This window comes from Aureimonas jatrophae (assembly GCF_900104035.1).
Classification (GTDB): domain Bacteria; phylum Pseudomonadota; class Alphaproteobacteria; order Rhizobiales; family Rhizobiaceae; genus Aureimonas; species Aureimonas jatrophae.
The window spans coordinates 66,359-87,216 of record NZ_FNIT01000004.1; the positions used below are offsets into that span (position 1 = coordinate 66,359).

The window sequence follows — 20,858 nt, forward strand, 5'->3', positions numbered from 1 at the left end:
GTGGGTCAAGGCCTTCGCTGGGCGCTGACACCAGCGGAGAGGGCATTGCCTCTACGGCCGATTTGAGGACTAGGCAGGGTCGTCCTCGACGGCAGCGGTCGATCCGACGGCGGAACCGCCGCCCCCGCCCATGCCACCCCCTGCGCTGCCACCTCCGCCACCGCCGCGCGCGCCATCACCCCTCTCCCGATCTCCTTTGCTCCGTCCGCCCGAACCCGACGGGTGGGCCGGACCTTGCCGCGGCAGGACAAGACCGACCGGGACCGGATCGAGATCGAGCGCTTCACGGATGAAGTCGCGCAGCGATGCCACGAGCCTGTGCGTATGGGCGGGGCGCCCGGCAACCAACTCGCGGGCCGCCTTCTCGGCGAGCCTGACATGCTCTTCCGTCCCGAGCAGGATGATGTCGGCGAGCGAAGCCTCCACCGCGTCCCGGATCCGACGTCCGCGGTCCCATGCTGTCGGGTCCACGATAACGACGTCGGCCGTTCCGGCACCCATGGCTTCTCCTGCTGAAGCGCTCTGGCGCATCAAGTCGCAGAGATGCCGGGGATCGACCGTCAGGGTACCCGTGAAGGATCCTCCGAGCACCTTGTAGGCCGCAATCAGGGTGCGCAGGCGCTCGTTGATCTGGCGGTTCAGGCGCTCGCGCTTCTGCTGAACCGTCAGCATGACCAGCAGTCGGATGCCGACACCGACGAGCGTGACAAGCGCCAGACCGAGGAGAGAGACGAACAGGCCCTGCCGAACAAGAGGTCGACGTTGCGCAAGGAATTCTCCTGTCAGCTTTCTGGTGCAATGCACGAACGGCTGACGAGACGTTTATGGGCCGGCTCAGGCACAATCTTTTGGTCGCCAGGGCGTTCATCCGTTCACCCTCGATAGGCAACGAGGATCGCTCCCGCGGCTATGAAGGCAACGCCCAACCAGTTCGGCGCGGACAGTCGCTCGCCGAGGAAGACGACGCCGAACACCGCGACAAGGACGACGCTCAGCTTGTCGATCGGCGCGACCCGGGCGGCGTCGCCGAGCTTCAGGGCACGGAAGTAGCAGAGCCAGGATCCTCCCGTCGCGATCCCCGAGAGCACCAGGAACAGGTACGTTCGCCCCGAGATGGATCCCGGCGACTGGAACTGGCCCGTCATCGCGAGGATCGCGCCGAGCACGATAAGGATGACGACTGTCCGGATGAAGGTGGCGAAGTCGGAGTTGACGTTCTCGATCCCGATCTTCGCGAAGATCGCCGTGAGGGCCGCGAAGGCCGCGGACGAGAGTGCCCAGAACTGCCAGGAGGCGACGGCGAACTTCATCGGGATTGCTCCATTTTGAGAGGCGACAGCGGCGGAGGTGGTTGCCGCCGGTCGCGTCCGGGAATGCCAGTGGACTTCGTCATCCGATCTACGGAATGGGGCCGGCTGCCCCATCTTCTGCGACGGTGGTCTCCTCAAGGGACTCGTCACCCTCTCCGACCGTCCAGTGCTCGATGTGCTTGAACACGATCACCTTGTCGCGGAGGAGCGAGCCATGCTCGCGGCAGAAGGTCTCGAGCACCGGACGGTGCCCGACCAGTTCGACACACATCGTCAGCTCCGGATTGGAATACTCCCCGCTCGGCTCCTGCGCGACGCCGTGGTTGCTGTAGCCGTAGTGGGTGTGGTGGGCGATGGCGTTCATGATCCCGGCCTTCTTGGCGAGGAGCACGAGCTCGCGGTAGAGGGGCTTGCCGCCCCACAACGCGAACCGCCCCGACCCCGACGCCTTGTCGCCGGGCTTCAAGTAGATCCGGAGCATCCCGATGTCGCTCGGGCTGAGGTGGTGCGAATGGGTCATGTCGGTTCCTGTCGAGGGAGTGAAGGAGAGTGGTTCGGCAACCCGGGCTGCCCGACGGCGGCCAGGCAGGGAGAAGTCGGGCGTCGGCCTGCCGATGGTGCGCACCTCCCGCAGCGAGACGTCGGGCGGCAGGAAGCCGTGGTCGATCTTCGGCACGCCGACGCGCTGGGATAGGTAGATGCCGGAGTGGCCGCTGAAGACGTAGGCGAGGAAACAGGCCGTCGCGATGTAGACGGCGTTCTCCGCGCCGAAGAGCTCGATGCCCATGATGGTGCAGGCGATCGGCGTGTTCGAGGCGCCGGCGAAGACGGCGACGAAGCCGATCCCGGCGAAGAGGTCGACGGGCGCGCCGATCGCATGGCCGATCGCGCTGCCGAGGCCGGCTCCGATGAAGAAGAGCGGGGTGACCTCGCCGCCCTTGAAGCCGCAGCCCAGCGTCACGACGGTGAAGAGCAGCTTCCACGCCCAGGCCCACTCGTTGGACCGGGCAGGATCGAAGAAGCCGGAGATCGTCGCGTCCGCCGGGTTGGGGGACCAGACGCCGAGGCCAAGATACTCGCGGGTCCCGAGGACGTAGACGAGACCGATGAGGAGGAGGCCGCCGAGGACGGGACGCAAGGGGGCGAAGGGCAGGATGCGCTTCACGAGGCCCTGCACGGCGTGGAGGCTCTCGGCGAAGAACTGGCTGACGAGGCCGAAGGCGACGCCCGCCAGCGCGACCTGGGCGAATAGGAGGATGTCAAGCCTGAAGCCTTGCATCCCGTCCCCGAAGCCAATGAGGAAGTGGGTGTGCTCGATGCCCCATTGCAGGCAGACCCAGTCGCCGACGACGGCCGCGACGAGGCAGGGCACCAATGCCTCGTACTGGATGCGACCGACCGTCAGGACCTCAAGCGCGAAGATCGCGCCGGCGATTGGTGTTCCGAAGACCGCGCCGAAGCCTGCGGCGATGCCGGCCATGAGGAGGAGGCGGACCTCCTTCTGTCCCAGCCGCATCGCCTTGCCGAAGGCGGACGCAAGGCTGCCGCCGAGCTGGACCGCCGTCCCCTCGCGTCCCGCCGATCCGCCGAAGAGGTGGGTGACCACCGTTGAGACCAGGATCAGCGGCGCCATGCGCAAGGGCACGCCGCCGCCCGGCTCGTGGATCTGTTCGACGATCAGGTTGTTGCCGCCCTCGGCCGACCGACCGAACCAATGGTAGGCAAGGCCAACGGCGAGACCGGCGACGGGAAGCCAGTAGAAGAGGTCGGGGGTCTCGAACCTTGCTTTGGTGGCGACGTCGAGAGCCCAAAGGAACAGGGCGCAGGCCGAGCCGACGGCAGCGGCCATCGGCAGGACGAGCAGCACCCACTTGGCGAGGACGATCGCCTGGAGGGTTCGGGTGGCAAGGGCATTCGGCGGCATGATCTGGCTCCGGTGCGGGCGGAGCGATCAGGCAGTCTGCATCGGGTGGGATGCGGGCCGGACATCACTACTCGCCCGCCATGTTGCGGGTGGAGTAGGAGTCATCAGCCCATCGGAAGGCGGTTCGGCACGAGGCCCGGCAGAATCCATTGCCGTCCCGGACGTCTACGCGATCGTCGCGAGCGCTGTCAACTAGGGTTTCATGTGCCGTCGGACACGCCTTCAGGGAACTGGTGATCGAAGGGAATGTTGCTCTGTTTCATGCAACTTACTGCCTTGGAGATGTCACGATGCCCACAAGACGGACCGTGCTCCAAGGAGCGAGTTGCCTCTTGGTGACTCATACGACATGGTCCACTTTGGCTGCTTCGGCGGCCACCGCTGCACCGACCGAGCCCGCCAGCGACCTGCTCGTCCACAGCAAGCTTCCTTTGAACGCCGAGACGCCGATCGCCAAGCTCCGGTCCTCCTTCGTCACGCCCCAGGCCGATTTCTACATCCGCGACCACGGCACCGTGCCGAAGATCGACGAGACGGGCTACAGGCTGAAGATCGGCGGCAAGGTGGAGACGCCCGTCGAACTGTCGCTTTCGGATCTCAAGTCACGCTTCCCCGAGCGGAATGTCATGGCCGTCATGCAGTGCGCCGGCAACCGCCGGGCAGACATGGTCGATGTCGGGTATGTCGAGGGTGACCTCTGGGGCCCCGGCGCGATCGGCAATGCGGAATGGACCGGCGTCTCGCTAGCTGACGTCCTCAGCGCCGCAGGCGCCGAAGACGGCACAGGGCTCCATGTGGCGTTCTTCGCGCATGACGAGGTCGTCATGAAGGATGATCGTTTCGACTACGGCGTCTCGATCCCGCTCGAGAAGGCGATGACCCCGGATGTTCTCCTCGCCTGGGCCATGAACGGCGAGCCCTTGATGGCCGAGCACGGCTTTCCCCTACGCGTCGTGGTGCCCGGCTACGCCGGAACTCGCAGCCCCAAATGGTTGGCCTCGATCATGGTGCAGGACGAAGAGGCCGATACCCCGATCCAGCGAAAGGAGTATCGGCTCTTTCCTCCGACGACGACGAAGGAGTCGGCCGACAAGGATCCGAACGTCGTCATCAACGACATGCCCTCGAACGCTGCGATCTGCATTCCGGCTGCCGGGGCGACGTTGAAGCCGGGAACGACGAAGATTGAGGGCTACGCGATCGGGACGCAAAATGGCGTCGCCAAGGTCGAGGTCTCCTACGATGGTGGCGAGATTTGGCACGAGGCTACTATCGACAAGCAGGCTGATACCCAGTGGGCGTGGATCTTCTGGTCTGTCGTCCTCGACCTACCGACCGGACAGCACCAGCTCGCCGTCCGTTCCTTCGACGGTGTCGGCGGTTCGCAACCCGACGACATCGCGAAGATCTGGAATTGGAAGGGTTATCTCGCCTATTCGTGGCATCGCGTCTCGATCAGAGTCGGCTGAGGCTTCGCAAAGGGACGAAGGCCGCGAACGCGTCCGATCGGCTAGCGCACCAACACGTCCGATCGTTTCTGCGGTTGGTCGATGATGCGAGCAGATGAAAGGCGGGATTGCCATGAGCAAGCAGCATGGACCGGAAGATACAGACGAGCTGGAGATGGAAGAGCTGGCCCAAATCGAAGATGGGCCATCGAGCGCCAGAGATGTGTCGAAGGCTCGCGACTCAGGTCTTTCATGGGTTCTCATCGCAGGTGCGTTGCTGGCCGTCTGCGTCGTCCTGTGGAGCACGCTTGGCTAGCAACGCAACTCTGGACCCAGCCGTCTCTAGCGGCTGGTGAGGACCGGGCTGGCCGTACCCTTCAGACCCTCGACCACGACCAGCCGCGGCTCCTTGCCCGCCGCCGGCTCCCCCGGGGCGCCGATCGTGCGCACCGGGCCGATGCTGGAGGCCATGCCGGCGCCCTTGTCGTTGGTCTTCAGCACCACGACGGGCTCGTCCTGCCCTTCGAAGAACACGCCGTATTCGGTCACCGGCTTCAGCTTGGCGAGGCTGACGTCGATCGCGTCAACGAGGCCGAGATTGCGCGAGACGACCATGCCGGAACCGTCCGCGCCCTCGGGCGCCTTCAGCGATAGCGTCAGGTTCTCTGGACCCGCCTTCAACGGCACAAGGTTTTCGGTGCCCGCGCCCACGGGAACCGCGCCTGGCACGAAGACGAGGGCCTGCGGGGCCTGTCCGGTCGGGATCTCGGCCACGACCTTCTGCTCGGCCGTGTCGATCACGTCGACCTTGTCGCCGTTCTCGAGCCCGACGAAGATCCGGCTGCCGTCCTCCGAACCCCAGATGCCGTGTGGCAGCGCCCCGACCGAAATCGTTGCAACGAGCTGCGTCTTCTCGCCGGGCTTGTAGACCTTCACGACGTTCTCGCCGCCGATCGTGACGTAGACCAGCGTCTCGCCGTCCACCGTTCCGAAGCCGAGATGGTTGGAGATCGGCCCGCTGTCGATCACCTCCTTCACCTCGAGCGTCTTGGCATCGACGCGCGTGACCTTGCCGACGTCCTTGTGCGTCAGCCAGACGTTGCTGCCGTCAGGGCTCACCTGTACGAAGGGCACGAAGGGCGAGATGACCGGGATCCGCTTCACCAGCGCATGGCTCGCGACGTCGAAGACCTCGAGCACCGGGTTGAACGAGTTGGCGACGAAGGCGAGCTTGCCGTCGCGCGAGAACTTGGTCATGCCGGGGCCGCTTGTCGTCGGGATGCGGCCCGTCTCTTTGAAGGTCGTGGCATCGATCACCGAGAGGTAGTCCTCTCCGCGCACCGTCGCCCAGACTTCCCTCCCGTCCGGCGTGAAGAAGGCCTCGTGCGGGTTGCGCCCGACATAGGTCGTGCCCTTCACGGCATTGGTCGCCGTGTCGATGAAGGTGACGGAGTTCGTCACCGTCGAGACGACGACGAGCGTCTTGTGGTCCGGCGAAAATCCTAGGCCGTGGACGTTGACCTCGCCCTTGTAGAGGGGGCTCAGAACGTCCGGCCGCGGATTGCCGAGCCGGATCTGGCCCAGCAGCTTGTTGGCGACGGGGTCGATGACCGAGACCGTGTTGGAGTTCTGGTCGGCGGTGTAGACGCGGTCTGAGGCGGCGGGCAGCGCGAAGGCCGACGTCGAGACGAGGAGCGCGGCGGCGAGAATGGCGGTGCGGGTCATGGGGTTGTCTCCGGAACGGGCTTTGGTTTGTCGGCAGATGCGGCGAGCATCGAGCGCATCAGCGTAATCTCGTAGGTCTGTTCGGTGATGATGGACTGCGCGAGGTTGCGGATCGCCGGGTCCTCGGTCGAGCCGAGGACGGCCTTGGCCATGTCGATCGCGCCCTGGTGATGCGGGATCATCTGGGACAGGAAGTCGTGCTCGGGATCGCCGGTCACCGGGGCCGACATCATACCGGCGTGCATCCTCTCCATCGCCTCGGCGGTCGCTTCGGCATAGTGTGAGCCGTCGGGTGTGGCCGGCACCATCGCCGAGTGCTGATGAGCGGGCGCGTCCTGCGCCTCTGCCGAGGAGAGTGACGCCCCGGCGAAGGCCAAGGTCAGGAAAAGCGTCTTCAGCATGGAATCACAGGGTCCTCGAAGTACGGGTTCGACAAGAAGACGCGTGCGGATGCCTTTCATTCCCGTGGCAGCAACATTTATTCGGGGCGAGGCGCCTGAAGCATCCATCGCCCCCATCGATCGGAATGACCAAAACAACGCGTTGGATCGAACGATTGCAGTGGCGCATGGTTCGGACAGGATAAGGACCCGCCAATGACCTTCGAACAGATGCGTGCCGTCACCCTTGGCCTCCAACCGCTGTCGCGCCTCGACAGCCCTCGCGAGGTCGTGCGCCAGTTCACCCCGAACTGGTTCGCCGCCACGATGGGTACCGGGATCCTCGCGATTGCGCTGTCGCAGTTCCAGGCTGACGTGCCGATGCTGCATCCGGTGGCCGAGGGCCTCTGGATGTTCAACATCGCGCTCTTCGCGCTCTTCGCTGGGCTCTACGCTGCCCGCTGGATCTTCTTCTTCGACGGGGCCAAGCGCATCTTCGGCCATTCCGTCGTGTCGATGTTCTTCGGCTGCATCCCGATGGGCCTCGCCACCATCGTCAACGGCTTCCTGATCTTTGGCCTGCCGCGCTACGGCGAAGTGGCGGTCGGGATCGCAGAGACGCTCTGGTGGATCGACGTCGCGATGGCGGCGGCCTGCGGGGTCGCCATTCCCTTCATGATGTTCACGCGCCAGAGCCACACGATCGACCAGATGACCGCGGTCTGGCTCCTGCCGGTGGTCGCGGCCGAAGTCGCCGCCGTCTCCGGGGGACTGCTCGCGCCGCATCTCGTCGACCCGCATTCCCAGCTCGTGGTGTTGACCCTCTCCTATGCGCTCTGGGCGCTGTCGGTGCCGATCGCGCTCAGCATCCTCGTCGTGCTCCTCCTGCGCATGGCCGTCCACAAGCTGCCGCACGCCAACATGGCGGCGTCGAGCTGGCTGGCGCTCGGGCCGATCGGCACTGGCGCGCTCGGGCTCATGACGCTGGGCGGCGCGGCGCCCGCGATCCTTTCCGCCAACGGGCTGGAGCGCTTCGGCGCCTTCGCGGAAGGGCTCGGCCTCTTCGGCGGGCTGCTGCTCTGGGGCTACGGGCTCTGGTGGCTGGCGATGGCCGTGCTCGTGACGCTGCGCTACCTGCGCGACGGCCTTCCCTTCAACATCGGCTGGTGGGGCTACACGTTCCCCCTTGGTGTCTATGCCGTGGCCACGCTGAAGCTCGGCACCCTCCTGCCGCTCGCTGCCATCCACGTCTTCGGCGCGGTGCTCGTTGCGGTGCTGGCGGTGCTTTGGGTGATCGTCGGAACGAGGACGGTGCGCGGTGCCTGGAGGGGCGATCTCTTCGTCTCGCCCTGCCTCAAGGCCGATTGAGAGAAGTAGGGGCAACCACTGGCGGTCAGTCGTCGAGGAAGGCGGTGACGCCGGCCCGGAACCGGATGGCGCCGCCCTGGGCGGGGTGGCGCACGTAGGTGGCGGGGATACCGAGCCCGTCCGCCGCACGCTGCGCCATCCGGCCGATGCAGAGGATTCGGCGCGGCGCGAAGATCGCGACGATCATCTCCAGCACCTTCCGATGTTCGGCGATCTCGGTCCGCGTCGGCGTCCGGTTGCGCAAGGGCAGAACGCCGCGATGGGGATGGAAGAGCACCGCGTTCCAGAACAACGGCAGCGGGTCGGGCACCGCGTTCCAGATCTCCCGGGAGGTTCCAGACTCCAGTGTCGGCAGGGTCCCGCGGGTCGCCCGCGCTAGCGGCGGATCGAGGCCGAGCCGCTGCGACAGGTCGGCGAGACGCCCGTCACCCGTGAACGGCACGCCTGTCCGACGCGCTCCAAAGCGCGAGGGTGCTTCGCCGAGCCAGAGGTCACGGACGTCGCGATTCGCCATAGCGGCGAGATAGCGCCCGAGATTGCGACGGCGAGTTACCGGCGCGTCCGCGCCCTCGATCTCCGCGTCGAACCCGGCATACGGGTTGAACAGGTTGGCCTTGCCGGGCAGCGCCGAGAGACGCTCGACGATCGCGTCGACTGAATGTCGTCTGGACGTGGTCGATCCATCGATCACGCCCGCGGAACCTCGATCGTCGGCAGCTCGGCCAGAAAGGCGGCGACGGCGCGGCTCGGGTGACGGTCCCTTGCCAGCACCGAATGGAACCCGCGCGACGGCAGGTCGAAGGGCAGCGCCACCAGCTTCCCCGTGCGAAGGCCGGCATCCGCAACCACTGCGGGGAGGATCCCGACGCCGGCGCCCGCCTCGATCGCCGCGCGCACGGCCTCGTTCGAGGGCAGTTCGAGTTCGACCGAAAACGCGGTGGGATCGACACCGAAGGCTTCGAGCGCGCTTTCAAGGATCGCGCGGGTGCCCGAGCCCCGTTCGCGAAGCACCCAGCGCGCCGACACGAGATCTCCGGTTGCGACGGGAAAGCCGGAGCCCACGCGCATGGATGCCGCGACCAGAATCAGCCGGTCGTCGGCGACGCGTTGCGTTCCCAGCCTGGCATCGCCGAGTTCGTCCTCCACGAAGCCGAGATCGGCCGTGCCATCCAGCACCGCCTCGGCCGTGCGCGCCGTGTTGGCGATGCTCAGCCGAAGTTCGATGCCGGGATGGCGGGCCTTGAAGCCCGCGAGCACCGGCGGCAGCCAGTGGTTCGCCACCGTCTGGCTTGCGACGATGCGGAGACGACCCCGCTTCAGTCCGGCAAGTTCGGAAAGCATGAGGCCGGCATCCTCGGCCCGCGCAAGCACCGCGCGGGCCTCGGGCAAAAACAGGCGACCCGCCTCGGTGAGTTCGATCCTCCGCCCCACGCGGTCGAACAGCCGGACGTCGTGGCGCTCCTCCAGTGCGGCTATGGCGGCGCTCGTCGCCGACTGCGTTAGGTTCAGCGACTTCGCCGCCTCCGTCACGTGCTCGCGTTCGGCAACGGCAACGAAGATGCGAAGCTGATCGAGCGTCACAGCGTACCGCCTGAGAGGCCCGGGGCGGGGCGGTTCAGGCTGTCGTAGACGGCCGTCGCCACCTGCATCAGCCGTTCGCGCGGCGCCTCGGCCGACACGACGTAGCCAAGGCCGGCGTCGCGCCAGAAGAAGGCTGAGATGCCGTTCTCCTCGACGAACTGGAACGACGTCTCGTCCTTCTCGTCGGTCTTGATGAACAGCGTCAGCCGCGTGCCCTGGTCGTCGTCGTACATCAGCATCGCAGCGGGACCCGCGCCCGCAGGCAGGAGGCGCCCGCCCATTAGCCGATAGCCGAGCCCCGTCAGGTCCGGAGCCGACAGCCGCGTTCCCAGCCGCTTCGATAGCCATTGCAGGAGATGCGCCTCCTCGTCGGCCCGCACTTCGACGGGATGGACCACCTCGACCACGAAGGTGCGATGCGCCGCGATCGCCTCGTCGGCCATGACCGCCACACGAGCCATCTGCGGCGGCACGCGCAGGACGTCGTTCGCCAGCCACCCGCCGGCGCTACCGAGGATCAGCCAGCCCATGACGGCCGCGATGCGCAGACGTGTGGCCGCGAAGCGACCGCGACGGGCCTCGCGGATGTTTGCCATGCGCAACCGCGCGGGAATCGGCTCCTCGGCCTTGAAGGCAAGCCGTTCGCGCAGTGCCCGGGCGATCTCGCGGTCGCGAGCGAGGGCCGCGGCGATCTCCGGTCGCTCCGTGAGATAGGCTTCGACTACGGGCAGCCGCTCGGCCTCGAGCCGTCCGTCCACATAGGCTTGCAGGTCGTCCTCGCCGACGGGCGTGTCCCTGCGCCTCATTTGACTCTCCTCAAGGGCGCGCGGATCCCGGTCTCCAGGATGGCGCGCAGCTTCTCGCGCGCCCGCGACAGGCGCGACATGACCGTGCCGACCGGCAGCCCGATCACCCGCGCCGCCTCGTCGTAGCTCATGTCTTCGACGCCGACGAGAAGGAGGACGGTGCGGTGCTCTTCACTCAGCGCATCGAGCCCCGCGAGAACGTCGCGGAGCCCGGCGCGACCGTCCTGGTCGCCATCCACCGCCGGCGGCGAGGCCATCTCGTCGAGCGCCACGTGGGGCCCACGCCGCTTGTGCTGGCGCAGGCCCGAGAGGTGGAGGTTGCGCAGGATGGCGAACAGCCAGGCGCGCAGGTCGCCGTCGGGCCGGCGTAGGTGCCAGCGCCCGACGGCACGCTCCAGGCAGTCCTGGACGAGATCGTCGGCGGCGTCGCCATCGCGCACCAGCGCATAGGCATAGCGCCTCAGGCCCGGAATGAGCGGTTCGATCCGCGCCGCGATCTCGTCGGTCGACATGCTTTACTTCGCCAGCGTTGGGTCGATCTGCCAGATCTCGTCGGTGAGCTTGCCGTCCCGGAACATCATGACGTAGCGCACCGGGATCTTGTTGTCGTTGGCGAAGACGACATCGGCGACGACGGTGGCGCCCTTCGGGTTCATGCTCTCGCGCATCTCGACGACGGTGGCCTTGAGGCCGGTCTGCGCCTTGGCGAACTTTGCCCAGGTCGCGGCGATCTCGGGGCCCGTGTAGGTGCCATCGAGCGGACCGCCGACCCAGTGAAGCGTTGCGGACGGGGCATAGGCGGCGGTGACCGCGGCGCTATCGCCCTTGGTGATCGCTTCGATATGCGCCTTCGCCATGTCGCCGGCGGGACCCGCAAGCGCGGTCGAGGCCCCGGCGGAAAGAATGGCGATGGCTGCAAGGAGGGTCTTCATGGCTCGGTGTCCTTCGGTTCGGCCGCGATTGGCCAACGGAAGACGTCCGGGAACGGCGCTTATTCCCAAAGGATTGAAAATTAGAGACGAGCAGGTTCAGTTCGGCGTCCAGACGGAACGTCCGCTAACGGCGCAAGCTGAAAAGGCACCAAAGGGCTTCGTTGGGTCGATAGCGGAAGCGCCGCTTCACTCAATCGCGCGGACAGGATGCACAGCCTACACAGACGTAATCACGGATCGGCGTCCTCACCAAGCTCCCGGCCGGCCGGGCGCGTTGAGCCACGTTTCCCAACCCGGGACGGTCGCATGCCGCGCAGTCCGATCACTGGCTTCAGCGCCCAGTTGGTGCCTTATCCGCCTGACCGCCGGCCCGGCTCCGCATGCCGCGAACACACGACGAGACGTCGGGCACCACGGGTGAAGGCCACGTATAGGTTCTTGGGCGACAGCTCGTCGGCATCGAGCACCACAGCGACGTCGGCCTCCAGCCCCTTCAGCAGCAGAGTGCTTCCGACCGCGCGCCGGGGAAGTTCGCGGCCGAGGTGGCGGTTCGCCTCGCGCACGCGGACGACGGACGCGCGGAAGTCACCGTCCGGGCAGTGCCGTAGGGCCTGAAGGCAAGCTTGATGGATCGTCGGACGGTATACCCTGACGTCAGGTTGCCCCGCGATCCGCATGAGGAGTTCCGCCGCCGCCTGCGGATGCCTGTCCCTCTCGAAGGTCAGCGCCGCCGCCTCGGCATCGGACGGTGCGCTGCGCTGGCGGCCGCTGCGCAACGTGCCAAGCCGTTTGAGGAAGGCGCCCTGCCCGACCCCCGTCATCACGCTCGCGGCGAATGCGAGGATGGTGTCCGTGGCGTCGGGCGATCCGAAGTCGAGACAGGCCGCGAAGCGCATCAGGTCCCTCAGCTCCACCCCCTCGACGGTGACGGCCCTGTGCGCCCGGCTGGCGAACCCATGGCGGACCGACGCCTTCTGGCCATGGCCGATGATCAGCACACGGCCGTTCTCGGGCGCGCGCGTGTTGCATGCCCCCAGCCGCTTCCGATGGTCCTCCGCGCCGCCGTCGAGACGGACCCATTCGACGCCCCTCACCCCGCGGAGGTCAGGCCGGAGTCCCGTAGCGAGCCGTTCCCGCGCGTCGAGCAACCAGTGCCCGAGCGGCTCGGCGCCCGCATTGATCCAGCGCCATGGCTTTCGGAGGGTGTGCGCCTCCGGAAAGGCCCGCAAGGCCTGGCCGTCCCAGTCCACGATCGGGTCGTCGTCGGCGAAGTCGAAGATCGCCTGCATCGGGTCGCCGAGGACGGCGGTCGGCAGGACGTCGGCGAGCCCGACCGCCAGTGAATGCTGGAGCCGCGAGCAATCCTGGTACTCGTCGATCACAACCCTTTCGTAGGTGGACGCGAGGATGTCGCAGAGATGTCCGCTGCGGATCAGCGCGTCCGCTGCGGCGCGGATCAGCGGGTAGTCCGGCTTGGCGCCGAGGACGAGAGGGTCATGGCCGCTTCGAGCTGGAAACGTCGAGATCAGGCGCATGGCCCAGCCGTCGATCGTCGACACCCGGAACGCACGGGGAGACACGCCGTCGCGGGCCGTGCGCGCCCGCAGGGCAGCCGCGCCGGCGTTGGTGTGCGTCAGGACGAGTATGGGCAGGCGGCCGCGGTGCTGCTTGAGGGCAGCGGCGATCAGCTCCGTCTTCCCGCATCCCGCCGGCGCAACGACGGAGCCCCTTTCGATCGAGAGCAGGTCCATGCCGCCCTAAGCCCCCGCGAGCCACCCGAAAACGTCATTCACGACTTTCACGAACTCGGGGTCGGCGGACGACAGGTCCGGTCCCACGACGTCCGACGCGACGTCCTGCATGTCGGTGATCGTCTTGAACCACTTGCCTTTGTTGGCCGCCTTGCCGAGGAAGGCACGCGTTTCCCGATCAAGGGCGCCGCAAACGATGTCGAGTTCCACGTTGTCCAGCGTCGTCTTGCCGTTCGACAGCGAGCGGATGTTGCTGTCGACGTGTTCCCGGGTCCGGCAAGATGCGGCAGCGTCCAGCATGCTGCCGACCGCGCCGTCGGTCAGTGCGGCGAAAAGTTCGTCCTCGGTCGCGTTTCCCTGGCGCCATGCAAAAGTCACGCCGCCGCTTCGCGCGAAGGCGGCTGCTTCGGTAGGGTCGGGTTCCTTGTCCCGATCACGCAGGATCGCGGTCCGGTAACCCAAGGCCTGGAATGCTAATGCGCGGCGATACGTGTTCTGCCCATTGCCGTCCACGAAGGCGACGCCGAGCGCGCCGGCCGGCGCCGAACCTCCGGCAGTGCGGAAACGGTCCAATCCCCGGACGAGGCCGATCTCGGTCGGCCCCTCGCACACCAGCACGGTTCGCGAAAGGAGGGCCTCGGAACAGGCGCGCACTGCCTTCTGCATCTCCTCTGTCGCCGCGACGCGCCGCAAGCTGGCGATCCCCTCGCGCGACCGACGCGCGACATGCAACTGTCCGACCGACAACTCCTTGACCACGACAGGCGAATGGGTTGTCGCGAAAACCTGTAGCGGCTCCCTCCTGTCCGCGGCGCCGAGTTCGGACAACAGGCTGTGGATGCGGTGCGGCTCGAGGCCATGCTCGAGTTCGTCGACGAGGACGATGGAGGAACCGGATCCCGCCTCGCGCTGCATCCCGGCGACGAGGAGCCGGGACGAGCCGAGTCCCAACCCCTGGAGCGGAACGCCACCCTCGTCGTGAAGGGAGATGGTGCCGTTGCCGAACGCCATCGACCGGGCGTCGAGCATCGCGGTGACCCCGTCGCCGACAGGGACGCCCAGCCGTACGGAGAGCGCGTGGACAGATGCCAGTGCCTTGGCGAGGTCGCTGCCCGCCTCGGTTCCCAGCGACGACCTCGTCTGGCGCGCGGCGCGCGACACGGCGGCCGAGACGTCCGCCCGCTCGTCGGAGAGCCTGTTCAGGATCGAGCCGCGCGACCAGCCCAGGTGGTGCCCCCCCGCGCCGGAGAGGCGCGTCGGGGCAAGCTTGAGCCTGTCCCGCCAAGAGAGCGACCTCTCGACGCCCGCACGCGTCGCGCGGTCGGACACGAGGCACCAACGCGGCTCGAGGTCGTCGCCCACGCGCAGCTCGACGGTGAGCACCGTATCGAGGCCGTTGCCGGGCTCGTCCTCGACCGATCCCAGCAACGGGTCGTAGCCCCGCAGATGGTGTCCGTGCGCCTCGAAGGACTGCAAGTCGGGAGGCAGATCCCCCACGGTCGCCCGGATCGCGACGGATCGGTCGCAGTCCAGGCCGTGGAAGTCGGAGTCCGTGAACTGGGGATTGCGCCGTGCCCCGAGGCACAGGTCGATGGCGTCCAGCACCGTCGACTTCCCTGCGTCCCCAGGCCCTACCAGGCAGTTGAATCCCGGCGACGGATGCCACTCAAGGCCGCGGATCCCGCGGAAGTTCTCGATCTCCAGTTTCCGTATCCTGGCCATGCCACTGATTCGCCCCGTTCCGAAGGGCGAGCTTACGGGCTGGGCGCGAAAACGTAAGGCGGGCGGTTCAGGCCTGCGTCGTACGGGGTTCGGGCCGGCTGTCCGTCCCCTTCGCGGTGCGAACGCACCCTGCGCCAGCGTGTTTGAGGATTGGAGGCCTTGGTGCTGCGCCCCCCGCATAGCGAGACGCAACATCCCTCTCGGGAAGGTCGCCGTCCGCGTCCGTCAGGTGGTGGAAGTTCGTGTGGAGGGCCGTCTCCCCGGAGATGGCCTCAATGCGGCAGCACCCCATCGAGAACTGCCAAACCGTCACTGTCGCAGTTGCAAGAAGACGATTCGTCAGGCCTACAACTCGACACGCTCGGCCTCGAGCTTTCCCGGTGCGGTTCCCCTGTTCACAACGAGCGCCTCAAACTGCTGATTGGTGATCACGACCCACGCTCGCCGACAGGGACGGTCAAACTCGTTGGCGCAACGATCGCGAGCCAGCCGGTACGTCATGGCGCCGCTGAGGAGCTGAGAGGTGACGCAACGTCGACCCCCAGGGCGAACTCCTGCGCCTCGACGAGCCGCGCGGCCACACGTTCGACATCCGGCCTTCGCCGCTCGACGATCAGCTTCGCCTCTGTCAGGCACCTCGTCAGCATGTCTTCGACCCGTCTCGACAGGTCGAGGTCGTCCAAGGCAGCGACCCCGTCCTTCGGCATCGACGACAGTCGCTCGCCAAGGCCAAGCGAGCGCTGCGCCGACCGCGCAAGCTTCGTCGCCCTGACAAGGTCCGCATCCGCGCTGCCTCCCGAGAGGGCGCCCCTTGAGCCGAGGACGACCTCCTCCGCCGCGAGGCCTGCCATGAAAACCATGAGTGTCGCCTCCAGGCTTTCCCGCGTACTGTCAAACCCCTCGTCGACCCTGAAGTCGGTCTTGTTCTCCTTGCCGTTCCGAACGCGGCGCCGGACCGACGCGCCGGTTGGGACGAGGCCCGAAACGGCGGCCAGTTCCAACCCGACGACAAGGTGCCCAGCTTCATGGACACATGCCCGCCGGAACGACGCCTCGGAGAGTTCGGTGCCCTTCGGCAGGGCAGTCCAGAGATCGGCCTCAAGCAGGGACCTGGTGTCCTGCCGGGCAGCGGCTCGAGCCTCGCGCACGAGTTGCGCCAGCACTGCACCTGAAGCCTCGCCGATTTCGTCGGCGAGGCTTTGGAGGTCGACGTCGGCCAGGTCCCCCCGAAGGTGGTGTCGGAGAATTGCGACCCGCCCTGCGACGTCGGGAAGGGTGATCTCGACGATGCGACCCAGTCGACCCGGCCGGAGCACCGCCCGGTCGATGGCGGCGATGTGGTTGGTTGCCGCGACGACCACGACGCCGCCGCGGCCGACGGTGCCGTCGAGGGATTCCAGGAGACCGTTGACGACTTGGCGCTGGTAGGAGGCGTGGTCTCCTAACGGCTCTTCGCGGTTCCCCACGGAGTCGAGCTCGTCGATGAACAGAACGCACGGGGCAGCCTTCCGAGCCTCGTCGAAGGCGGCGCGAAGCGCCTTGAGCAGGTCTCCCAGATGGCCCTTGGCCTGCCACGAGGCGAAGGAATGCGAAAACAGCGGGACGCCGCAGGACCCCGCCAGCGCGCGCGCGAACAGCGTTTTTCCCGTTCCCGGCGGCCCGTGGAGGACGGCACCGTTCTCCACGTCGCTCCACGGCAGTGAGCCATCGCGGTAGCGGGCTAGGTCGGCAGCCAGGGACAGGCCCCATCGCTGGGCTTCGCCCATGCCCGGCATGTCTTCGAGACGCTCGGGATGCCTTTCGTTGGTCGATCGGGTTGGCCGGGTAGCTCCCGCCTTCTTGGTCCGCTTGTCGTCCTGCGGACTTGGCTTCCTGTCCCCGTTCGACTTGACGGTTCGCCGCAGGCGCCCGGCGACGGTCCACATGCGCTCGCGGGACGCCCCCGGCCTCAAGACGAGGTTGAGGTACGTGAGCGGCAAGGCCGACAACCGCGCCACGAGCGCCGTGTCGGGCAGGAACTTGCCGATCTCCTCCACGAACGCCTCGACAGTCCCTTTGCGGTCGGCGAGCGGCAGGACGGCGTCGGCGACCGCTTCGACGACGGTGGGCACGTCCGCTCGGCGCCGGCAAAGGACGATAACGGTACGCGTGGCGACGCTGGCCTCGTTCAGAAGGCGCTGGACATAATCCGGACGCTGGGCATCCAAGTCCGTCCAGTCCCGCACCCTGGCTTCCACGCTCCAGGCATCATCCTCGGTTCCGCCGATCAGGTCCTGCGCGGCGAGGTTGAGGATGGCCGCGTCGTCGGGACGAACCCCGTAGACGACGACCAAGCTCGCCTCCCGCGACAGCGCCTTCGGAAACCCACCTTGGGTGAACGTCGCACGTAGGAGTTCGTCCGCGATCCTCGTCGCTGGCATCAGGCGTCCGGCGATCGAGTTGGGTTCGATGTCGAGGCGCCTAGACATCGGACACCCCCGCCGCGGCGTTGCCCAAGCGCCAGAAGCGGCTGGCGGTTCGGGCGAAACCTTGTTCGAGGGACAGAAGGCACAGCGGGGACGTCACGGCAGCCTTTCGTCCGGAGACGTGTGGATGGCCGTGGGGGCGTCCCACGAGACAAGGGACCTTGCGCGCCGCCGGGGACCAGTCGTCGAGAAGGGGCGCGGCGGCAAGGATGTGACCCGGGGGCAAGCCGTGATCGCGAAGGTGGCAAAGGTCGCGCAGGAGGTCGGAAATTTGCTCGATCTCGGTGTCGAGCTGGTCCCGCCACCCATGGGCGGTCAGAAGGATGGTCATGGGGTGTGCTCTCGCTTTGGCCGCTCGCGGCGGCGCGGTACCGACGGGGGTGGGCGTCAGTTGGCGAGGCATATCCGTGCCGTGGGGTTGGCTAGACCCGGCGTCGCTCGGTGCCGCAGGACCCGGCCAGGTGTCGGTCCCCTGTGCGGCGCCTGCGGGGCGCTTGCCTCCGCCAAGCCTGCCTTCGGAACGAACCGCACGGTCAGTCCACCTCGGCCGCCAGGCGGCCAACCCTGAGGCGGAACTCGTCGGCGAACGCGTCCACGCGCTCCCTGGCCGACGGCATCTCGGTGATTGCGTAGGGCAGCCGCCTGAAGACGCCGACCTGGGTCGCGGCATAGGCGGACCATGCCGCGGCCTGCCAGACGAGCACGCTGCCGTCGCCCTCGAGGTGCCAGTCCTGTACGTAGGCTGCAAGCGCGGCTTCCGCGGCAACGGCATGCGCGGCGTCGATGTCGCCCAGCAGTGCGGCGTAGATCACGCAGCGGAGGCGAATGCTACCGTCGGCGTCCGCTTCGGACGACAGGCGGCATGCCCGCAGCGCACTCAGGATGGCGGCGTCGTCCGCCTCACCGTCCTGCTTGCCGACGCGAGATGCCTCCGCAAGCCGGCGCAGCGAAGCTGCGGCCTCCTCGTCCGTCAGCTCTACAAAGGCGCTATCCACGAATCCTACGATGTCGCGCCTGATGTCGTTCCCGAGGAGCGGATGGCCGCGCAGGAGCTCGTCGGCGGACGGAAGGCGTGCCCCGAGCGAAGTCTCCCGACGGTTCGCCTCGTCCGCATGGCGCGCGGACCTCCGGTCGCGGCGTGCCTGGGCCATTCCAAGGATCTCTTCGTGAATGGATGGGACTGGGGGCACGTCACCGACCTCCGCTCGCGCGCCCCGCCGCGGACGGGGTCGTCCCCCGCGAATCGGCGACGCCGTCGTTCGATGGCGATTCCTTACGATGTGGAGGCGAGAAATGCAACGGACTGCACTCTCACGCTAATGGACTGCACCTCAAGTGCAACCGAGCGCAGGACCGCCCTAATTGTTGACAAGGACGACACATGGGCGATGCTCAGGCGCAGATGCCCTTCGATCCGAACCTTCTCCAAGCCGCTCGGCTGCTGGCCAAACTCTCCCTCGACGAGTTGGCGGAACGGTCCCAGGTGTCGCGCCGCTCGCTCCTGAACTTGGAGGCGGGCAATCCCGACTGCCTGCTCTCCACGTTGGAGATCTTGAAGGAGGTCTTGGAGGAGGAGGGCGTGATCTTCTTGGGGGAGACGGAGTCGCACGGTCCCGGCGTTCGCGTCTCTCGCGAAACCGGTATGGATTGGACGCGGAAACGAGCTGACCAGCGCCGCAGCCGGATGAACCAAGCCGAACCCGAAACCTGATAGCGGTCCGCCCGCCACCTCCGTTCGAGAGCAGCCTGATCCAACTGGACTCCATGTTCGGCGCGCGGCACGTCCTGCGTCCGGTCGTGACGACTGCGGATGGGACGGGAGGTCAGCACCTTGGCTTCACGATGATGGCAGGGGCATGCCGGCCACGCTCGGGGCCGCAAGGAGGACTGAGCCTGAATCCTCGACCGCGGCTAGCGTCCGGAGGCCGGGGCCGGCGCGGGAGGAACGGGCAGGCATCCGCCATGCTCCGTTCGGATGCCCGCACTGCCCACTGGCGGGCACGCGGGCGTTGGTCAGGGGCGCCCGATGGGACAACAACCGGGCGAAGCGCATACCGGTCGCCGCCCGAGCCGAACGTGCACCGCCGCCGATGGCGCGCATGTCGCACGTTACGGGTCGTAAGCGGAGGTGACCGGGATCCTCGCGCCGGCGCCTGGTTCGGCTTTCCTAGAGCCCCAGCGAGAGCTGCGGGCCATCATCCGTCACGGCCTCGTCGGCCTCGGTGTTGAGACCCGAAAGGGACACGCCGAGGAGACGGACGGGCCTCGGCATGGGGAAAAGACCCGCGAGCAGCTCTCCGCTGATCCGGGCGATGCCGTCCCTACCCTGGACCTCGTCCTGCACCGACCGGCTTCGCGTGATCTGCTGGAAGTCCTGGTACTTGACCTTCAGGGTGACGGTACGACCGCGTATCCCGGTCCTCGCGCAATGGTTCCATACCTTGTCGATGATTGGAGCCAGGACTTCCGTCATCTCCTCGTAGGAGGAGAGGTCACGCTCGAAGGTGTTCTCGGCGCCGACGGACTTCCTGATGCGATCCGGGCGGACCGGCCGATCATCGATGCCTCGGGCGATCCAATAGTAGTGGCTCCCCGACTTGCCGAAGTTTTGTCGAAGGGCTTCAATTGACATGGCCCGTAGATCTAAGCCAGTGAAGATTCCGAGGCGATTCATCTTCTCCTCGGTCTTCTGTCCGATGCCATGAAACTTCCCGACCCGGAGACCCGCAACGAAAGACGGAGCCATATCTGGCGTGATCACGAACTGGCCATTCGGCTTGTTCTGATCGGATGCCATCTTGCTCAAGAATTTATTCACGCTGATACCAGCGGATGCTGTCAGGCTGGTTTCCTCCCAGATGCGAGTCCGTATCTCCCTCGCGATCTGGGTGGCGTACTCTACACCCTTCAGGTTTTCGGTGACGTCGAGGTACGCTTCGTCAAGCGACAACGGCTCGATCAAGGACGTGTACTCGGAGAAGATCGCCCTGATCTGGAGCGAGACCTCCTTGTACACGTCGAAGCGCGGCTTCACGAACACGAGCTCGGGGCACGAGCGCTTTGCGGAGACTGACGGCATGGCAGAGTGAACCCCGAAGCGCCTCGCCTCGTAGCTTGCCGCCGCGACCACGCCTCGTTCCCGCGATCCGCCGACAGCGACGGGTCGGCCGCGCAGCTCGGGGTTGTCCCTTTGCTCCACGCTTGCATAGAAAGCGTCCATGTCGACATGGATGACTTTGCGCTGACGCGTCGGCTTAAGGGGCGCATCCGACGAGAGTGCGGCCTGCGTATGGTCCGGGTCGGTGGCAGGCATTGCTGGACCTCGCGTCCCCCCAGGTTTGGGCTTCCCCACGTGCTCCATGTTCACGAAATGTACTCTACGGACGAACGTGGCTCAATCGGGGCCAGTCACGCGATCCACAACTGATTGGGTGTTGGTCGAAGGC

20 protein-coding genes and 1 riboswitch are annotated in these 20,858 nt (G+C 66.8%); of the genes, 4 read left to right on the forward strand and 16 right to left on the reverse strand.

The genetic code is table 11. From position 1 onward, the window contains the following. Positions 1-69: 69 nt before the first annotated feature. From BLQ76_RS10325 to BLQ76_RS10335, 3 genes are all read right to left on the reverse strand, one after another. Complete coding sequence (locus tag BLQ76_RS10325) at positions 70-672, reverse strand: hypothetical protein (RefSeq protein ID WP_244519575.1); 603 nt, start codon at positions 670-672, stop codon at positions 70-72. A gap of 200 nt (positions 673-872) precedes the next feature. Then, positions 873-1,310 (reverse strand): EamA family transporter, encoded by a 438-nt coding sequence (locus BLQ76_RS10330; protein WP_061934890.1) that lies wholly within the window; start codon positions 1,308-1,310, stop codon positions 873-875. Positions 1,311-1,398: 88 nt separating this feature from the next. After that, positions 1,399-3,234, reverse strand: a complete 1,836-nt coding sequence (locus tag BLQ76_RS10335; RefSeq protein ID WP_090672826.1) for a DUF190 domain-containing protein — start codon at positions 3,232-3,234, stop codon at positions 1,399-1,401. Between the two features lie 88 nt (positions 3,235-3,322). Next, positions 3,323-3,397, reverse strand: a riboswitch (Fluoride riboswitch). Positions 3,398-3,641: 244 nt separating this feature from the next. Between BLQ76_RS10335 and BLQ76_RS10340 the strand changes: the two genes are divergently transcribed. Next, a complete protein-coding gene (locus BLQ76_RS10340) occupies positions 3,642-4,703 on the forward strand; it encodes a molybdopterin-dependent oxidoreductase (RefSeq protein WP_061934975.1) in 1,062 nt (353 codons plus the stop codon). Between the two features lie 112 nt (positions 4,704-4,815). After that, complete coding sequence (locus BLQ76_RS10345; protein ID WP_139183988.1) at positions 4,816-4,998, forward strand: hypothetical protein; 183 nt, start codon at positions 4,816-4,818, stop codon at positions 4,996-4,998. Positions 4,999-5,024: 26 nt separating this feature from the next. Here the strand turns inward: BLQ76_RS10345 and BLQ76_RS10350 are convergent, their stop codons facing one another. Both BLQ76_RS10350 and BLQ76_RS10355 read right to left on the reverse strand, forming a co-directional pair. Then, on the reverse strand, positions 5,025-6,407 hold the full coding sequence (locus tag BLQ76_RS10350; protein ID WP_061934897.1) for a YncE family protein: 1,383 nt from the start codon (positions 6,405-6,407) through the stop codon (positions 5,025-5,027). Further along, positions 6,404-6,808, reverse strand: coding sequence for a DUF305 domain-containing protein (locus BLQ76_RS10355; RefSeq protein ID WP_090672828.1), 405 nt, complete (start codon positions 6,806-6,808; stop codon positions 6,404-6,406). Before BLQ76_RS10355 ends, BLQ76_RS10350 begins: the two co-directional genes overlap by 4 nt. A 195-nt stretch (positions 6,809-7,003) precedes the next feature. On the opposite strand from BLQ76_RS10355, the gene BLQ76_RS10360 reads away from it, so the two are divergent. Next, positions 7,004-8,155 (forward strand): TDT family transporter, encoded by a 1,152-nt coding sequence (locus BLQ76_RS10360; protein ID WP_061934901.1) that lies wholly within the window; start codon positions 7,004-7,006, stop codon positions 8,153-8,155. Positions 8,156-8,180: 25 nt separating this feature from the next. Here BLQ76_RS10360 and BLQ76_RS10365 read toward each other — a convergent pair whose 3' ends face one another. From BLQ76_RS10365 to BLQ76_RS10410, 10 genes are all read right to left on the reverse strand, one after another. Continuing rightward, on the reverse strand, positions 8,181-8,846 hold the full coding sequence (locus tag BLQ76_RS10365; RefSeq protein WP_061934903.1) for a uracil-DNA glycosylase family protein: 666 nt from the start codon (positions 8,844-8,846) through the stop codon (positions 8,181-8,183). Beyond that, positions 8,843-9,736 (reverse strand): LysR family transcriptional regulator, encoded by an 894-nt coding sequence (locus tag BLQ76_RS10370; RefSeq protein ID WP_061934905.1) that lies wholly within the window; start codon positions 9,734-9,736, stop codon positions 8,843-8,845. Before BLQ76_RS10370 ends, BLQ76_RS10365 begins: the two co-directional genes overlap by 4 nt. Then, positions 9,733-10,542 (reverse strand): anti-sigma factor family protein, encoded by an 810-nt coding sequence (locus BLQ76_RS10375; protein ID WP_061934907.1) that lies wholly within the window; start codon positions 10,540-10,542, stop codon positions 9,733-9,735. Before BLQ76_RS10375 ends, BLQ76_RS10370 begins: the two co-directional genes overlap by 4 nt. After that, on the reverse strand, positions 10,539-11,054 hold the full coding sequence (locus BLQ76_RS10380; protein ID WP_055851749.1) for an RNA polymerase sigma factor: 516 nt from the start codon (positions 11,052-11,054) through the stop codon (positions 10,539-10,541). Before BLQ76_RS10380 ends, BLQ76_RS10375 begins: the two co-directional genes overlap by 4 nt. Positions 11,055-11,057: 3 nt before the next feature. Then, entirely contained in the window at positions 11,058-11,474 is a 417-nt protein-coding gene (locus BLQ76_RS10385; protein ID WP_061934909.1) for a nuclear transport factor 2 family protein, read from the reverse strand. A 350-nt stretch (positions 11,475-11,824) separates the two neighbouring features. Next, positions 11,825-13,225, reverse strand: coding sequence for a UvrD-helicase domain-containing protein (locus BLQ76_RS10390; RefSeq protein WP_061934911.1), 1,401 nt, complete (start codon positions 13,223-13,225; stop codon positions 11,825-11,827). A gap of 6 nt (positions 13,226-13,231) precedes the next feature. After that, complete coding sequence (locus tag BLQ76_RS10395; protein ID WP_202814956.1) at positions 13,232-15,127, reverse strand: ATP-dependent nuclease; 1,896 nt, start codon at positions 15,125-15,127, stop codon at positions 13,232-13,234. A 317-nt stretch (positions 15,128-15,444) separates the two neighbouring features. Continuing rightward, positions 15,445-17,058 (reverse strand): AAA family ATPase, encoded by a 1,614-nt coding sequence (locus BLQ76_RS10400; protein ID WP_244519576.1) that lies wholly within the window; start codon positions 17,056-17,058, stop codon positions 15,445-15,447. Positions 17,059-17,407: 349 nt separating this feature from the next. After that, a complete protein-coding gene (locus BLQ76_RS10405; protein WP_061934917.1) occupies positions 17,408-17,743 on the reverse strand; it encodes a hypothetical protein in 336 nt (111 codons plus the stop codon). Between the two features lie 202 nt (positions 17,744-17,945). Beyond that, the gene (locus tag BLQ76_RS10410) at positions 17,946-18,563 is read right to left on the reverse strand and encodes a hypothetical protein (protein ID WP_061934919.1); all 618 of its coding nucleotides are present in this window, start codon (positions 18,561-18,563) and stop codon (positions 17,946-17,948) included. A gap of 230 nt (positions 18,564-18,793) precedes the next feature. On the opposite strand from BLQ76_RS10410, the gene BLQ76_RS10415 reads away from it, so the two are divergent. Further along, entirely contained in the window at positions 18,794-19,123 is a 330-nt protein-coding gene (locus BLQ76_RS10415) for a helix-turn-helix domain-containing protein (RefSeq protein WP_061934921.1), read from the forward strand. Between the two features lie 456 nt (positions 19,124-19,579). Here BLQ76_RS10415 and dinB read toward each other — a convergent pair whose 3' ends face one another. Next, positions 19,580-20,725 carry a DNA polymerase IV gene (dinB, locus tag BLQ76_RS10420; protein ID WP_061934923.1) on the reverse strand — a complete coding sequence of 382 codons (1,146 nt, stop codon included), beginning with the start codon at positions 20,723-20,725 and terminating at the stop codon, positions 19,580-19,582. Positions 20,726-20,858 lie beyond the last annotated feature (133 nt).

Coding starts and splice junctions, on each gene's coding strand:
- BLQ76_RS10325 (WP_244519575.1), bottom strand. CDS start 672: ATGCTGACGGTTCAGCAGAAGCGCGAGCGCCTGAACCGCCAGATCAAC.
- BLQ76_RS10355 (WP_090672828.1), bottom strand. CDS start 6,808: ATGCTGAAGACGCTTTTCCTGACCTTGGCCTTCGCCGGGGCGTCACTC.
- BLQ76_RS10345 (WP_139183988.1), top strand. CDS start 4,816: ATGAGCAAGCAGCATGGACCGGAAGATACAGACGAGCTGGAGATGGAA.
- BLQ76_RS10335 (WP_090672826.1), bottom strand. CDS start 3,234: ATGCCGCCGAATGCCCTTGCCACCCGAACCCTCCAGGCGATCGTCCTC.
- BLQ76_RS10330 (WP_061934890.1), bottom strand. CDS start 1,310: ATGAAGTTCGCCGTCGCCTCCTGGCAGTTCTGGGCACTCTCGTCCGCG.
- BLQ76_RS10350 (WP_061934897.1), bottom strand. CDS start 6,407: ATGACCCGCACCGCCATTCTCGCCGCCGCGCTCCTCGTCTCGACGTCG.
- BLQ76_RS10385 (WP_061934909.1), bottom strand. CDS start 11,474: ATGAAGACCCTCCTTGCAGCCATCGCCATTCTTTCCGCCGGGGCCTCG.
- BLQ76_RS10405 (WP_061934917.1), bottom strand. CDS start 17,743: ATGACCATCCTTCTGACCGCCCATGGGTGGCGGGACCAGCTCGACACC.
- BLQ76_RS10415 (WP_061934921.1), top strand. CDS start 18,794: ATGGGCGATGCTCAGGCGCAGATGCCCTTCGATCCGAACCTTCTCCAA.
- BLQ76_RS10410 (WP_061934919.1), bottom strand. CDS start 18,563: ATGGCCCAGGCACGCCGCGACCGGAGGTCCGCGCGCCATGCGGACGAG.
- BLQ76_RS10390 (WP_061934911.1), bottom strand. CDS start 13,225: ATGGACCTGCTCTCGATCGAAAGGGGCTCCGTCGTTGCGCCGGCGGGA.
- BLQ76_RS10360 (WP_061934901.1), top strand. CDS start 7,004: ATGACCTTCGAACAGATGCGTGCCGTCACCCTTGGCCTCCAACCGCTG.
- dinB (WP_061934923.1), bottom strand. CDS start 20,725: ATGCCTGCCACCGACCCGGACCATACGCAGGCCGCACTCTCGTCGGAT.
- BLQ76_RS10395 (WP_202814956.1), bottom strand. CDS start 15,127: ATGCGGGGGGCGCAGCACCAAGGCCTCCAATCCTCAAACACGCTGGCG.
- BLQ76_RS10380 (WP_055851749.1), bottom strand. CDS start 11,054: ATGTCGACCGACGAGATCGCGGCGCGGATCGAACCGCTCATTCCGGGC.
- BLQ76_RS10375 (WP_061934907.1), bottom strand. CDS start 10,542: ATGAGGCGCAGGGACACGCCCGTCGGCGAGGACGACCTGCAAGCCTAT.